Annotated in this window: 15 protein-coding genes; all 15 read left to right on the top strand. The window is 41.3% G+C overall.

Going from position 1 to position 13631, the window contains the following annotated elements:
- Window positions 1-6 precede the first annotated feature (6 nt).
- On the top strand, window positions 7-576 hold the full coding sequence (locus tag OQ5_RS0112870) for an anthranilate synthase component II (protein WP_016777878.1): 570 nt from the start codon (window positions 7-9) through the stop codon (window positions 574-576).
- Window positions 577-843: 267 nt separating this feature from the next.
- Window positions 844-1839: an anthranilate phosphoribosyltransferase gene (gene trpD, locus OQ5_RS0112865; RefSeq protein ID WP_016777877.1), complete on the top strand. Its 996-nt coding sequence runs from the start codon at window positions 844-846 to the stop codon at window positions 1837-1839.
- Between the two features lie 24 nt (window positions 1840-1863).
- Window positions 1864-2667, top strand: a complete 804-nt coding sequence (trpC, locus tag OQ5_RS0112860; protein ID WP_016777876.1) for an indole-3-glycerol phosphate synthase TrpC — start codon at window positions 1864-1866, stop codon at window positions 2665-2667.
- Window positions 2668-2994: 327 nt separating this feature from the next.
- Window positions 2995-3639 carry a phosphoribosylanthranilate isomerase gene (locus tag OQ5_RS0112850; protein ID WP_016777874.1) on the top strand — a complete coding sequence of 215 codons (645 nt, stop codon included), beginning with the start codon at window positions 2995-2997 and terminating at the stop codon, window positions 3637-3639.
- Window positions 3640-3651: 12 nt separating this feature from the next.
- A complete protein-coding gene (gene trpB / locus OQ5_RS0112845) occupies window positions 3652-4842 on the top strand; it encodes a tryptophan synthase subunit beta (RefSeq protein WP_016777873.1) in 1191 nt (396 codons plus the stop codon).
- A gap of 79 nt (window positions 4843-4921) precedes the next feature.
- Entirely contained in the window at window positions 4922-5710 is a 789-nt protein-coding gene (gene trpA / locus OQ5_RS0112840; protein ID WP_016777872.1) for a tryptophan synthase subunit alpha, read from the top strand.
- A gap of 501 nt (window positions 5711-6211) precedes the next feature.
- A complete protein-coding gene (gene purU / locus OQ5_RS0112835) occupies window positions 6212-7075 on the top strand; it encodes a formyltetrahydrofolate deformylase (protein WP_016777871.1) in 864 nt (287 codons plus the stop codon).
- Window positions 7076-7195: 120 nt separating this feature from the next.
- On the top strand, window positions 7196-7726 hold the full coding sequence (locus OQ5_RS0112830; protein ID WP_016777870.1) for a TlpA family protein disulfide reductase: 531 nt from the start codon (window positions 7196-7198) through the stop codon (window positions 7724-7726).
- 115 nt (window positions 7727-7841) lie between these two features.
- Window positions 7842-8441, top strand: a complete 600-nt coding sequence (hisH, locus tag OQ5_RS0112825; RefSeq protein WP_016777869.1) for an imidazole glycerol phosphate synthase subunit HisH — start codon at window positions 7842-7844, stop codon at window positions 8439-8441.
- Window positions 8442-8790: 349 nt separating this feature from the next.
- The gene (hisA, locus tag OQ5_RS0112820) at window positions 8791-9528 is read left to right on the top strand and encodes a 1-(5-phosphoribosyl)-5-[(5-phosphoribosylamino)methylideneamino]imidazole-4-carboxamide isomerase (RefSeq protein ID WP_016777868.1); all 738 of its coding nucleotides are present in this window, start codon (window positions 8791-8793) and stop codon (window positions 9526-9528) included.
- Window positions 9529-9901: 373 nt separating this feature from the next.
- Complete coding sequence (locus OQ5_RS0112815) at window positions 9902-10273, top strand: four helix bundle protein (protein ID WP_016777867.1); 372 nt, start codon at window positions 9902-9904, stop codon at window positions 10271-10273.
- Between the two features lie 468 nt (window positions 10274-10741).
- Entirely contained in the window at window positions 10742-11497 is a 756-nt protein-coding gene (gene hisF / locus OQ5_RS0112810) for an imidazole glycerol phosphate synthase subunit HisF (RefSeq protein ID WP_016777866.1), read from the top strand.
- A 424-nt stretch (window positions 11498-11921) separates the two neighbouring features.
- Window positions 11922-12518 (top strand): bifunctional phosphoribosyl-AMP cyclohydrolase/phosphoribosyl-ATP diphosphatase HisIE, encoded by a 597-nt coding sequence (gene hisIE, locus OQ5_RS0112805; RefSeq protein ID WP_016777865.1) that lies wholly within the window; start codon window positions 11922-11924, stop codon window positions 12516-12518.
- 390 nt (window positions 12519-12908) lie between these two features.
- Window positions 12909-13466, top strand: coding sequence for an HD domain-containing protein (locus OQ5_RS0112800; protein ID WP_016777864.1), 558 nt, complete (start codon window positions 12909-12911; stop codon window positions 13464-13466).
- Window positions 13445-13631, top strand: a 187-nt coding sequence (locus OQ5_RS21055) for a hypothetical protein (RefSeq protein ID WP_044107859.1), incomplete at its 3' end; no start/stop codon positions are given. The genes OQ5_RS0112800 and OQ5_RS21055, both read left to right, overlap by 22 nt.

The following is a 13631-nucleotide window of genomic DNA, read 5'->3' as shown; positions in this document are numbered from 1 at the left end:
CAACTAATGAAGATACTTGTTATAGACAACTACGACTCATTTACTTACAACCTGGTTCATTACCTTGAAGAAGTGGCCGATCAGGAAGTGGATGTTTTTCGTAACGACAAAATTACGGTAGAGGACGCCCGGAGTTACGATAAAATAGTATTATCACCGGGGCCGGGAATCCCGGATGAGGCAGGCATCCTGAAGCCGCTCATAAAAGCGCTGGCTCCCACACATTCCATTTTGGGAGTTTGCCTTGGTTGCCAGGCCATAGCGGAAGTGTTCGGAGGCAGTATATACAACCTGCCGAGGGTCTATCATGGTATAGCTACCCCCATCTCTGTTTGCGACAGAAGCGAGCTGCTGTTCAACACCCTTCCGGATACATTCATGGGGGGACGTTATCACTCGTGGGTGGTTAACGAAAGCGATCTTCCAAAAGTGCTCCATGTCACCGCCCGCGATATTCAGGGACAAATCATGGGGCTCACGCATGAAAAATATGATGTCAGAGCTGTACAGTTCCATCCCGAGTCAATACTCACCGAACATGGGAAACAAATGATAAAGAACTGGCTCGAAGGATAATTAGTGTCTGTTCAGAAAGTCAATATCAGTTAAAAAAAGCCTAAACGCAGAGACGCAATGACGCAAAGTTTTTAAGAGAGTTGTGGTTTGTGCCATTAATTGTGTAATGCCATTAGTTGTGTAAACAATTAATGGCCAGACATCTGTAAAAATTTAACTGACTATTGTAAAGTAATATTCGCTGCGTTACGTTTACAACTGGTACTTTATGGACAGGCACTAATTACTATGATTGGATTTTCAACCAATAACTAACTGATAAATATCATGTTACAACCAACATTGACAAGGCTTTTCGACTACAATACTCTTTCAAGAGAGGAAGCCCGGGAAATACTGGTTAACATTACCAGTGAAAACTATAGCAAATCGGAAGTTGTTGCATTTCTTTCGGTCTTCATGATGCGTCCTGTCACCGTAGAGGAGCTCTCCGGCTTCCGCGACGGATTGCTGGAACAGTGTAAAAAACTCGATTTATCGGAATTTGAAACCATTGATATGTGTGGCACCGGTGGAGATGCTAAAAATACATTTAACATTTCTACCCTGGCATCGCTGGTCGTTGCCGGGGCAGGTTATAAAGTGGCCAAGCACGGAAATGCGGGTGTTAGTTCCGCCTGTGGTTCTTCCAATGTTATGGAATACATGGGCTATAAATTTACCAACGACAATGAGCTTTTAAAAAAACAGATAGACAAAGCAGGCATCTGCTTCTTGCATGCCCCGCTGTTTCACCCTGCCATGAAAGCGGTAGGCCCTATACGACGCGAGTTGGGAATCAAAACATTCTTCAACATGCTGGGGCCTATGGTTAACCCATCTGACCCGCAAAACCAGCTGGTGGGGGTTTTCAGTCTGGAACTGGCCAGAATTTACCAATACATTTATCAGCATTCCGACAAGAAATTCAGCATAGTACATAGTATCGACGGATATGATGAAGTATCTTTGACCGATGCTTTCAAAGTAATTTCGCAGGACGGCGAAAAGTTACTTACCCCTCAGGATATTAATCTCCCCAGAAACAACCCCGAAGACATCTTTGGAGGGAATACTGTTGAAGAATCAGCGTCCATCTTTAAAAAAGTTTTGGCCGGCAAAGGTACCAGTGCCCAAAACAACGCTGTACTTGCCAATGCAGCACTGGGAATAAACACCATAGACAACAATCTCTCTTTTGAGCAAAGTATGGAAAAAGCCAAAGATTCGCTATTTGGAGGAAAAGCTGCAAAGGCAATGAAAATTTTACTGGAAAATCAATAAAACAATCACATATCCTTCTTTATCATGAATATACTTGACAAAATAGTGGCACACAAAAAGGAAGAGTTAAAGACCATCAAACAAAAAGTTTCCGTCAAAGAGCTGGAATATTACCGGCATTTTTCCACATCTGCCCCTTCGCTTAAGCAAAGTCTGAGAGATAACCCTGATTTCCCTGTTATCGCGGAATTCAAACGACGGTCACCCTCCAAAGGAGATATCAATACCTCTGCAAAACTTAAAGACGTCATTCCTGACTATCAAAAGGCCGGAGTAGCGGGAATATCGGTTTTAACCGATCGCACCTTTTTTGGAGGCAGCAGTGAAGACCTGAGTTCAGCCCGCGATCTGACCTCTCTCCCCATTATTCGAAAAGAATTTATCATCGACCCCTACCAGGTTTATGAGGCCAAAGCCATAGGTGCAAGTGCGATATTACTCATTGCCGCCATCCTGGGAAAAGAGCAGGCACGCGATCTTGCCGCTCTGGCCAATTACCTGGGAATGGAAGTACTGATGGAGTTACATGACGAGCAGGAGACAGAAAAGATTAATACTTACGTAAACATGGTAGGAATCAATAACAGGAATCTGAAAACATTTGAAGTCAACCTGAAACATGCTGCCCGGCTGGCGTCCTCACTTCCCGATGACATCCTGCCGATTGCTGAAAGCGGAATCCACTCAAGCGAGGATATTCTGTTTTTGAAAGATGCCGGTTTTAAAGGCTTCCTGATGGGAGAGTATTTCATGAAACACAAAAATCCGGGACAAGCCTGTATGAAATTGAAAAAAGAACTAATCCAAAAACAATTAAACCGGGCATGACAGGATTTTTAAAATTGATTGTGAGATATTTTAGATTATCAGATATAACAATAGATCGTTAGATTTTTTAGATATAAGATGATTCATATAATCTTGATATACTGTATTTCAATAAGTACAACCTTTTAACCACAAGCTATTGATTTTGAAATGCATTGTAAAAATTTAACGGACTTTTGATATAAGATAGAGCAACCAGGATAAAGATACCTTTTGCCAGCGACTCAATTACAAGAATATGCATAAGCATTTGCATCCTCCCTATGAACCGGGGCATGCAATCAGACCAATAACTGAGACTGATTTTAGAAAAAAAAGACCGAAAAAATGGACAATCCGATCAAAATAAAAGTTTGCGGAATGCGTGACCGGCAAAATATTGAACAACTGGTTAAACTGAAACCCCACTACATCGGTTTCATTTTCTATAACAAAAGTCCACGTTATGCTGGAAGTATCCTTACTCCTGAAACAGCGATGGCCATCCCCGAAACCATAAAAAAAACCGGGGTTTTTGTAAATGCCGATATAAAAACAATTAAGGCGACCTGCCAAAGATTTAATCTGCAAGTCGCTCAACTGCATGGCAAAGAAACGCCGGAACATTGTATGGAAATCCGTCGGGCCGGTTACGAAGTCATTAAAGCATTTAGTCTGAAGCAACCGTCAGACCTCGATGACGTCTTGACGTACAACAACGCCTGCGACTTTTTCCTTTTCGATACACCAACCGACAAACATGGAGGCAGTGGAGAAAAATTCGACTGGTCGGTATTAAATAATTTCAATGAAGAAAAGCCGTTTTTTCTAAGTGGAGGCATTGAAGAAGCTGATTCACAGAGCATCAGACATAATTGTCCGTATCGCCCTTATGCTGTTGATATCAACAGCCGGTTTGAAGTATCTCCCGGGCTGAAAAACATTGAAGCTGTACGCCGTTTTATGATGGCTATGAAACAAAAATCAACTTAATAAAATAGAAATATGTCAACTTCATTTCACCCTGACAAAAAAGGATTTTACGGCCCCTTTGGTGGTGCCTACATTCCTGAAATGCTCATTCCGAACATAGAAAGCTTGAAAAAGAAATATCTGAAAATCCTGAATTCGGACACTTTCAGGAAGAGTTTTAAGACATTGCTTGAAGATTATGCCGGCCGCCCCACACCGCTTTATTATGCCACCCGTCTTTCTGAACATTACGGGTGCAATATCTGGCTGAAGCGGGAAGACCTGGCACACACCGGGAGCCACAAGATCAACAACACTATTGGGCAGATACTTCTGGCCCGCGAAATGGGGAAAAAGCGAATTATTGCAGAAACAGGCGCCGGACAGCATGGTGTAGCCACTGCTACAGTATGTGCTCTGATGGGACTTAAATGCGTGGTTTACATGGGAGAAACCGATATTGAGCGCCAGGCCCCCAATGTTGCGCGAATGAAAATGCTTGGCGCTGAAGTAAAAACTGCCATATCGGGTAGCCGAACTCTGAAAGACGCCACCAATGAGGCCCTCCGCGACTGGATTGCCAATCCGCTTAACACTTATTACCTGATTGGCTCGGTTGTTGGTCCCCATCCGTATCCCGATCTGGTTGCCCGGTTACAATCGGTCATTAGCGGCGAAATACAATGGCAACTGCGTAACAAAACGGGGAAAGCCGAACCCGATTATGTCGTTGCATGTGTTGGAGGAGGCTCCAACGCGGCCGGCTCGTTTTACCATTATCTCAGCACTCCGGAAGTTAAGCTCATCGGAGCCGAAGCATCGGGTCAGGGATTAACCTCGGGAAAAACAGCTGCATCCATCGCACTGGGAGAAACCGGAGTCATTCATGGCAGCATGACCTACCTGATGCAAACCGACGACGGACAAATTACCGAACCTTACAGCATTTCGGCCGGTCTCGACTATCCGGGAATAGGGCCGTTACATGCCTGGCTCAACCAGACCGGAAGAGCCAGATATCTTTCGGTGACCGACCAGGAAGCGCTCGATGCAGCTTTGCTAATCACCCGCAAAGAAGGCATTATTCCTGCCCTGGAATCGGCACACGCCCTTGCTGCACTTGACCAGCTTGAACTGAAATCGGAACAGAACGTTGTTGTCACTATCTCCGGAAGAGGAGATAAAGACATGAAAGCTTATATGGAGAAATTGAAACTCCTGTAAAATTAATGAAGCAAGTCACGATTAGCCGGAACGAGCTCCAACAGGCCATATAAAGTAACTTTATATTAATGAAGTCATTATGAAAAAACTCATATCTCTTTTCAAGCAAAAAAGAAACCTATTATCGGTTTATTTTACAGCAGGTTTCCCGGAATTAAACAGCACCGTCCCCATACTTAAAGCACTCGAAGAAGGGGGGGCTGATTTTGTAGAAATAGGAATGCCCTATTCCGATCCGCTGGCAGACGGACCGGTTATTCAAAACAGCAGCTCCAGAGCTTTGACCAATGGGATGTCCCTTAAAGTCCTTTTCGAGCAGCTAAAAGACATAAAGCAACAGGTCAGCATTCCCCTGATACTGATGGGTTATCTGAACCCCGTACTAAAATTCGGGTTCAATGCATTCATTGAAAGATGCAAAGAAACAGGCATCAGCGGTTTAATAATCCCCGACCTTCCCTACGAGACCTACATTGAAAAATATGAACCTGTCTTTGCCCGAAACAAAATCAGCAACATTTTCCTGATAACCCCGCAAACGCCAAAGCAGCGAATCTTAAATCTGGATCAGGCTTCAACATCATTTCTTTACATGGTTTCTTCGGCCGCTGTTACCGGCACGCGTCAAGGATTGTCAAAAAGACAGATCAAATATTTTAAGCGAATCAATTCGATGAAACTTTCCACCCCCAGAATGGTTGGTTTCGGGATCAGCAATCATGAAACATTTAAAGAGGTATGCCAATATGCCCATGGAGCCATCGTAGGAAGCGCTTTTATAAAACATCTGGAAAATTACGGGCATGATCAGGAAGCAATTATCAATTTTGTAAAAAACCTGAAAACCGGAGAACAAACAGACATTTAATCCGCTTTACAGGTTATAAATTATTACTTTTGTGACTCCTAACTAATTAGTTTCCGTCCATAAAGTGCCATTTACTGTGTTACGCTCGTCCGAAAACTACTCATTTACGATGAGTAAACTCCGTACTTTCGGACTTCGCAAGCCTTGTAAATGACACTTTCTGAACGGAAACATGATAAGCAGGAAACTTTTCCTACTTTATAGACAGACACTAATTAGAGCTTGTCTATAAACTGGCAAAGAATTTTTACAGTATGTGTGTCTGTCCATAAAGTTATTAGTCAGTTTAAAAAAAACCTAAACGCAGAGACGCAATAACGCAAAGTTTTTATTATGAGAGAGTTGTGGCTTGTAACATTAACTATGTAAATTAATTACCAAACAACTGTAAAAGTTTAACAGAGTATTGTAAAGTAATATTTGTTGTGTTAAGCTTGCAACCGGCACTTTAATAACAGACACGAATTAACGTGTAAGTCGGAGAAAGTTCAATCATTCATTATGGAAAACATAGAAACAGCGATATTAAGAATTCATTGCCCTGACCAGCGGGGAATCGTGGCCAGAGTGACCGACTTCATACACCAGAATAACGGCAATATTGTTGCCCTTGACCAATATACCAACCGTGAAGAGAACCGCTTTTTTATGCGAGTAGAGTGGGATATGGAAGGCTTTTCTCTTGACAGAGATGACATAGGAACAGTATTTGGCCCGCTTCTGGGAAAACCACTTGAAATGAACTGGGACCTGAAATTTTCGGATAAGATCCCGCGAATGGCAGTTTTTGTCTCCAAAAGCTCACATTGTCTGTACGATCTTTTAGCACGCTACCAGGCCGGCGAACTGAAGGTAGTTATTCCGGTTATCATCAGTAATCATAAAGAACTTGAAAATGTTGCAGCACAATTTAACATCCCGTTTTTCCATGTCCCGGTTAACAAAGACAACAAACAGGAACAGGAAAGTCATGAATTGAAGATACTTAAAGAACACGAGATAGACTTTATAGTTCTGGCCAGGTACATGCAAATCCTTTCTTCCGGCTTTGTTAAGCACTATCCCAACCGGATTATTAACATCCACCACTCTTTTCTCCCGGCATTTGCAGGAGCCCGCCCCTATCATGCTGCCCATTCAAGAGGGGTAAAAATCATAGGAGCTACCAGCCACTATGTAACAACAGACCTGGATGCAGGCCCTATTATAGAGCAGGACATTATCCGGATTTCCCATCACGACTCGGTGGAAAGTCTTGTGCAAAAAGGGAAAGACATCGAAAAAATAGTACTTTCCAGGGCCGTAAAGGCACACCTGGAACGAAAAACCCTGGTTTACAAAAATAAAACAGTTGTTTTTGCCTGAGAAATTCAGCCAACATTAAACGGAACGCCCATGAAACGAGCATGGCAAAGTTTGCCACAACAAGAATATGTTTAAATGCATGCGGGTTCCATTAGGCCTTGAAAAATAAACTTTACACTAATGAAAACAACGAAATTCTTATTTTTTTTCCTCACGTTATCATCATTATCAGCCTGCCAAACCAACGATAACAGCAGGGGATATATTGTAAAAACCGGTGATATTGCTCCGCTTTTTGAAACAACACTTACAAGTGGGAATACATTCAGCCTGAAAGATCAAAGAGGCAAAGTAGTACTATTACAATTCACTGCCAGTTGGTGCGGCGTATGCCGGAAAGAAATGCCACATATTGAAAATGAGATATGGCAAAAGCACAAAGACGATGGACTGATAGTGGTAGGCATCGACCGGGACGAACCACTGGAAACAGCACAAAAATTCGCCAAAGAAACGGGCATTAGTTACCCGCTGGCATTAGACCCGGGGGCCGAAATCTTTAGCTTATATGCTGAAAAAAATGCCGGCGTTACACGAAATGTTCTTATCGACAGAGAAGGTAAGATCGTTTTTCTGACACGACTATTCAATCCTGAAGAATTTGAAGCTTTGGTCAATAAGATTGACAAACTAATGCAAGGGCAACAATGAAGCGAGGCCTTGTTACTCGTGACGAGTTCCATTCAGCCTTGAAAGATAAATTTTATACTAATGAAACGCGTCACGAAAAATCGGGACGAGTTCCATTAGACCAATAACTTAAGTAATGAATATAGCCATTATCAAATACAATGCCGGTAACATCAGGTCGGTTAGCTTTGCTCTTGAACGCCTTGGTTATAAACCCTGGATAACCAGCGATCATGATGCAATCCGTAAAGCAGACAAAGTAATTTTTCCCGGTGTCGGCGAGGCCAGCACAACCATGGCATTCCTCAAAAAAGAAGGACTGGATGAATTGATCCCGTCACTAAAACAGCCAGTTTTGGGTATTTGCCTTGGAATGCAGCTTATGTGCAGCTTCTCAGAAGAAGGGAATACCGAATGTCTCGGAATTTTTGATGAACCGGTCAGGAAATTTGCCCTGCAGAAAGACGCTGACACAAAGCATAAAATCCCTCACATGGGTTGGAATAACATCTCCCGTGTAAAATCCCCTCTTTTTGATTCTACACTGGAAGAACAGTTTGTCTATTTTGTTCACAGCTATTATGTTCCAACCGGCCCCGACACAGCAGCTGAAACCAATTATATCCACCCCTTTAGCGCGGCGCTGCAAAAAGACAATTTCTTCGCTACCCAGTTCCATCCCGAAAAGAGCGGAAAAGTTGGGGAGAAAATATTGAGAAATTTCCTGATGATATAGCGTATAATTTTCTGCATACGAATTTCATCTGACCGATATTATCTTATCCGGATGAAACGAGCATGGCAAAGATTGCCATAATAGATCATTAGATTTTCAGATATAAGTAATCGACAGGCAGAAGTTTGCAAGGCAGAAGGCAGGGCATAGAGCATGGGGCATGGAGGAAAGGTGATAAGGCAAGGGGGCAGGATGGCAGCATGAAGAATAAAGCAGGAAATATTACTCCAATAAATCGGACAAACTAATATACAAATGAAACAAGCATGGCAAGGTTTACCAAAACAAGAACATGTATAAATGCTATCAGGCGAGTTCTATTCAACCTTAAAAATCAAAATTTATACGAATGAAAACAATCGAGCTCATCCCGGCCATTGACATTATCGGCGGCAAATGTGTCAGACTAAGCAAAGGGGATTATGATACCCAAAAAATATACAACGAAAATCCCCTGGAAGTAGCGCACCAATTCGAAGATAATGGTATCCGGCGATTGCACCTGGTAGATCTCGATGGCGCAAAACAAGGGAAAATCATCAATTACAAGATACTCGAAAAAATTGCATCACGCACCAAACTGGTTATCGACTTTGGCGGCGGACTGAAAACCACTGAAGACCTTCGCATTGCCTTCGAAAGTGGCGCTAAAATGGTTACAGGCGGCAGCATTGCAGTAAAAAACCCCTCAGAATTTGAAAGCTGGATTTCGAAATACGGCCCCGAAAAAATTATTCTTGGATCGGATGCAAAAGACCGGAAAATAGCTGTATCGGGGTGGACCGAAACATCAGAAACCGACCTCTTCGACTTCCTTGCCGGATACATAAACAAGGGGATTACCAAAACCATCTGTACCGACATCAGCAAAGACGGTATGCTGGAAGGTCCTTCACTAGAATTGTACAAAGAGATACTAAATGAATTTCCCGATCTCTACCTGATAGCCAGCGGCGGTGTCAGCAGCATGAGCGACATCGATGCCCTGCAGCAGGCCGGAGTCCCAGCAGTAATTTTTGGTAAGGCTATTTATGAGGGAAGGATTGGGATGGAGGAGATTAAAAAAAGGATTTTATTTAGTGGATAGTAGATAGTCATTAGTGGATAGTAGATAGTCATTAGTGGATAGTAGATAGTCATTAGTGGATAGTAGATAGTGGATAGTTTATAGTCAATAAGGGATAGTAATCCGCCCTTCTTGAGCCTACAGATTCCGGACAGAAGCCATTAAAAAGAGATTGACACAGTTTTCTGAACATTCCCTTTCATTAGGCCAATGAATTAAATTGATTATATACCAATGAAACGAGCATGGCAAGGTTTGTCACAAAAGAATATATGTATAAGCCCCAATCATGCGAGTTCCATCAGACCAATAATTAAATTAATTTTATACTGATGAATTAAAAATACATGTATTCTTTATTTTTCAAAACATTCAATAACCCATCACAAAAATCATGACAAAAGTCAACTCTTTTAAAGACTTATTGGTATGGCAAAAATCCATGGAACTGACTGTTTTTGTTTATTCAAGTATTAAAAAACTTCCACAAGCAGAAACCTTTGGATTAGTGAACCAAATACAAAAAAGTGTTGTGTCGGTTCCAAGTAATATTGCAGAAGGATATGGACGAAACCAAACCCGTGATTTCATCAGGTTTTTACAAATTTCTTTGGGATCACTATTTGAACTTCAAACGCAAATGGAAATTTGTTACAGACTTGATTATATTGACAAAAAAGAATATGCAATATTTCATAAAAACAGCATAGAAATTGCAAAAATGCTTACCAGCTTAATAAGCAAATTAAAATTGTCAATGCATTAATGAGCCCTGACTAAAAAGCATCTTTGTTGCCAAACTCTTTGTTGTTTTATATTTTTGCATTCCTTTTAACAACGAGTTAACTCCGGTGCAAAAAATTAAAACGCCTTGACTTTGACAAAAATATGCTCTTTATACTGCTCTCCGTAATAAAAGTAGTAACTTTTTAGCAAGTTTATGAAAAACAATACTCCTTTAAACTTTTACAAATCACTGGTGATTAATTGTTTTTAAAACCAAAAACAAACAATAAATCACTCATATTAACAACCTTGAGCCATAACACCTTTGAGTTCAGGTTTTTTTGACAAACTATTGTGCATAGAACCCATTGATTAAAAACTTGACAACTACTAACTATAAACTATTGACTATTGACTATTGACTATTGACTATTGACTATTGACTATTGACTATTGACTATTGACTATTGACTATTGACTATTGACTATTGACTAAAAACTAAGCAAAATGCTTGCAAAACGAATCATACCATGCCTTGACATTCGCAACGGACAAACCGTCAAAGGCATTAAATTTCTGGACATAAAAGAAGTAGGTGACCCGGTGGAACTGGGAGCCCTTTATGCCCGCCAGGGAGCAGACGAACTGGTATTTCTGGATATCACGGCCAGTCATGAAAAAAGAAAGACCTTTGTTGAGCTTGTCCGCCGTATTGCACAACATATAAATATTCCCTTTACCGTAGGAGGCGGCATCAGCGAACTTAACGATGCAGATGCATTACTGAGCGCCGGGGCCGATAAGATATCCATCAATTCCTCGGCCGTTCGGAATCCAAAATTGATCAACGACATGGCTAAAAATTTTGGCAGTCAGTTCGTTGTGGTTGCAATAGATGCCAAACAACTTCAAGGAGATGACTGGGTGGTTACAGTCAACGGAGGACGTATTCCTACAGAGAAGAGACTGTTCTCGTGGGCCAAAGAAGCCGAAGACCGGGGAGCCGGTGAAATACTTTTCACCAGCATGGACCACGATGGTGTAAAGAATGGATTTGCCAATGATGCCCTTGCCAGATTATCGGATGAACTGGGAATCCCAATCATTGCATCCGGCGGTGCCGGTGCTAAAGAGCATTTCAAGGATGTTTTTACCATTGGCAAAGCTGATGCCGGACTGGCTGCAAGCATTTTTCATTTCAACGAGATTCCCATTCCCGAACTAAAGAACTACTTGCAAAAAGAAGGGATACCAGTCAGGTAAAAACATTTTAACAACACAATAACAGAACCCCTAAAATATTAGACAAATCATACATCCCTGATAATTTGCACTCAGTGTAGAATAAATTTTTCGGTATAAATGCTATATGTTTGTAAAACCATAACGGACTATCAACCTATAAGCAGATAATATTATATCACAATACGCCGTTAAACTTTTGTAATAAATTGCAGGTCCTCTGTTTGTAATCAAACAATTATTTCTGCTAAAATGCAGTAAACCATAGTTATGTGAATCATCTTGTATCTTATATCTAAAAATCTAACAGTCTATTAATATCAACGGTTTAAGAAGTATACATATCCACCCACTCCTAAAAGGCTCTGTCAGGAACAACCTCATTTATATGACTATTGTTATCTTTGCAACGGCCACGTCAAACAAAAATATTAAATAAATAATCATGCAATTAGACTTTTCGAAATTAGGAAACGGATTACTTCCTGCTATTATTCAGGATGCGAGAACCAATGTAGTTCTTATGCTTGGGTTCATGAATGAGGAGGCATTTGACAAAACCAAAAAAGAAGGAAAGGTAACATTCTATAGCCGCACCAAAGACAGGCTCTGGACCAAAGGTGAAGAATCGGGCAATTTCCTGGAAGTAGTGTCAATACTTCCCGATTGCGACAACGACACCATCCTTATTAAAGCCAATCCGGCCGGTCCCGTTTGTCACACCGGCAACGATACCTGCTTTGCAGAAATAAACAAAGGCAACATCGATTTTCTGGTACATCTTCAGGACCTGATCGACCAACGTCTACAGGAAATGCCCGAAGGCTCTTACACCACCTCACTCTTTGAAAAAGGCATCAACAAAATAGCTCAAAAGGTGGGAGAAGAAGCCGTTGAAACAGTGATCGAGGCAAAAGATCACAACGACGACCTTTTTCTGAACGAAGTGGCCGACCTGACCTACCATTTACTGGTATTACTCACTGCCAAAAGCTACCGCATTGAGGATGTGGTTAAAGTGCTCCAGAAAAGACACAAATAAATTAATATTAATTTCACATCTTAAATAGTGTCTGTCCATAAAGTGCCATTTACTGTGTTACGCTCGTCCGAAAGTTACTCATTTACGATGAGTAAATTCTGTATTTTCGGACTTCGCAAGCCTTGTAAATGACACTTTCTGAACAGGCACATAATCAGAAACAATTTTTGCCTAATTTATAGACGGACACAAAATAGCGCTTGTCCATAAACTCGCAAAAATTTTTACAATATATAATGAATTGAAAATAAACTGCTTGCAATTAAAGAATTATATCTACTAAAATGCAGTATATCAAAGTTATGCAAATCATCTTATATCTTATATTTAAAAATCTAACAGTCTATTGAGTTTGAATTAGACAAAAAAACAACAATCTATTGATTTAAAATGTCTTTGGAAAGCACAGATTTAGCATACGCTATTTTTGAAAAATATTATTCCGACAACCATCCCGCAAGAAATATTCTTCTGATGCATAGCCGGCTGGTTCGAAATAAAGCTCTTGAAATAGCAGATAAACACCCTGAGTTAAACGCCAACCAACAGTTCTTGTCCGAGGCAGCCATGCTTCACGATGTCGGCATTTTTCTTACCAACGCCCCGGAAATAGGGTGTCATGGAGAGTACCCTTACATTTGTCATGGTTATCTGGGCCGTGAAATCCTTGAAAAAGAAGGTCTTCCCCACCATGCACTCGTGTGTGAAAGACACACCGGCACCGGACTGACAGCAGAAGAAATCCGAAAGCAAAAGCTTCCGCTTCCCCACAGAGACATGGTACCCATATCCATTGAAGAACAAATTATCTGTTTTGCCGATACATTCTTCAGCAAAGGCATTGAACTCGAAAGAGAAAAAACACCCGATGAAGTAAAGCAAACCCTCAAAAAATACGGAACAGACAAAGTTGAAAAATTTTCGCAATGGTGTACAATATTCCTGTAAACGAAGAACTAAAAGAAGCAGCATGCTATTATCACCATCCTTACTACCAATACAATTGTGCTCAGTCAATAGTGTATCATTACAACGGGTCCGGCGATAAAGTGACATGCATGAAAGCTATGGGCAGCGGGCGCACCCCGAAGGTTACTGCGGAGCTCTTCATCA

It is taken from the genome of Anaerophaga thermohalophila str. Valhall (genome assembly GCF_000250735.1).
Taxonomy (GTDB): domain Bacteria; phylum Bacteroidota; class Bacteroidia; order Bacteroidales; family Marinilabiliaceae; genus Anaerophaga; species Anaerophaga thermohalophila_A.
The sequence above is the reverse complement of the archived record's forward strand: the minus strand, read 5'-3'. Positions and strand labels throughout refer to the sequence as shown.

Excerpts from the sequence above, each read along its gene's own strand:
- OQ5_RS0112870 (WP_016777878.1), top strand. The coding sequence starts at position 7 with ATGAAGATACTTGTTATAGACAACTACGACTCATTTACTTACAACCTG.
- trpD (WP_016777877.1), top strand. The coding sequence starts at position 844 with ATGTTACAACCAACATTGACAAGGCTTTTCGACTACAATACTCTTTCA.
- trpC (WP_016777876.1), top strand. The coding sequence starts at position 1,864 with ATGAATATACTTGACAAAATAGTGGCACACAAAAAGGAAGAGTTAAAG.
- OQ5_RS0112850 (WP_016777874.1), top strand. The coding sequence starts at position 2,995 with ATGGACAATCCGATCAAAATAAAAGTTTGCGGAATGCGTGACCGGCAA.
- trpB (WP_016777873.1), top strand. The coding sequence starts at position 3,652 with ATGTCAACTTCATTTCACCCTGACAAAAAAGGATTTTACGGCCCCTTT.
- trpA (WP_016777872.1), top strand. The coding sequence starts at position 4,922 with ATGAAAAAACTCATATCTCTTTTCAAGCAAAAAAGAAACCTATTATCG.
- purU (WP_016777871.1), top strand. The coding sequence starts at position 6,212 with ATGGAAAACATAGAAACAGCGATATTAAGAATTCATTGCCCTGACCAG.
- OQ5_RS0112830 (WP_016777870.1), top strand. The coding sequence starts at position 7,196 with ATGAAAACAACGAAATTCTTATTTTTTTTCCTCACGTTATCATCATTA.
- hisH (WP_016777869.1), top strand. The coding sequence starts at position 7,842 with ATGAATATAGCCATTATCAAATACAATGCCGGTAACATCAGGTCGGTT.
- hisA (WP_016777868.1), top strand. The coding sequence starts at position 8,791 with ATGAAAACAATCGAGCTCATCCCGGCCATTGACATTATCGGCGGCAAA.
- OQ5_RS0112815 (WP_016777867.1), top strand. The coding sequence starts at position 9,902 with ATGACAAAAGTCAACTCTTTTAAAGACTTATTGGTATGGCAAAAATCC.
- hisF (WP_016777866.1), top strand. The coding sequence starts at position 10,742 with ATGCTTGCAAAACGAATCATACCATGCCTTGACATTCGCAACGGACAA.
- hisIE (WP_016777865.1), top strand. The coding sequence starts at position 11,922 with ATGCAATTAGACTTTTCGAAATTAGGAAACGGATTACTTCCTGCTATT.
- OQ5_RS0112800 (WP_016777864.1), top strand. The coding sequence starts at position 12,909 with ATGTCTTTGGAAAGCACAGATTTAGCATACGCTATTTTTGAAAAATAT.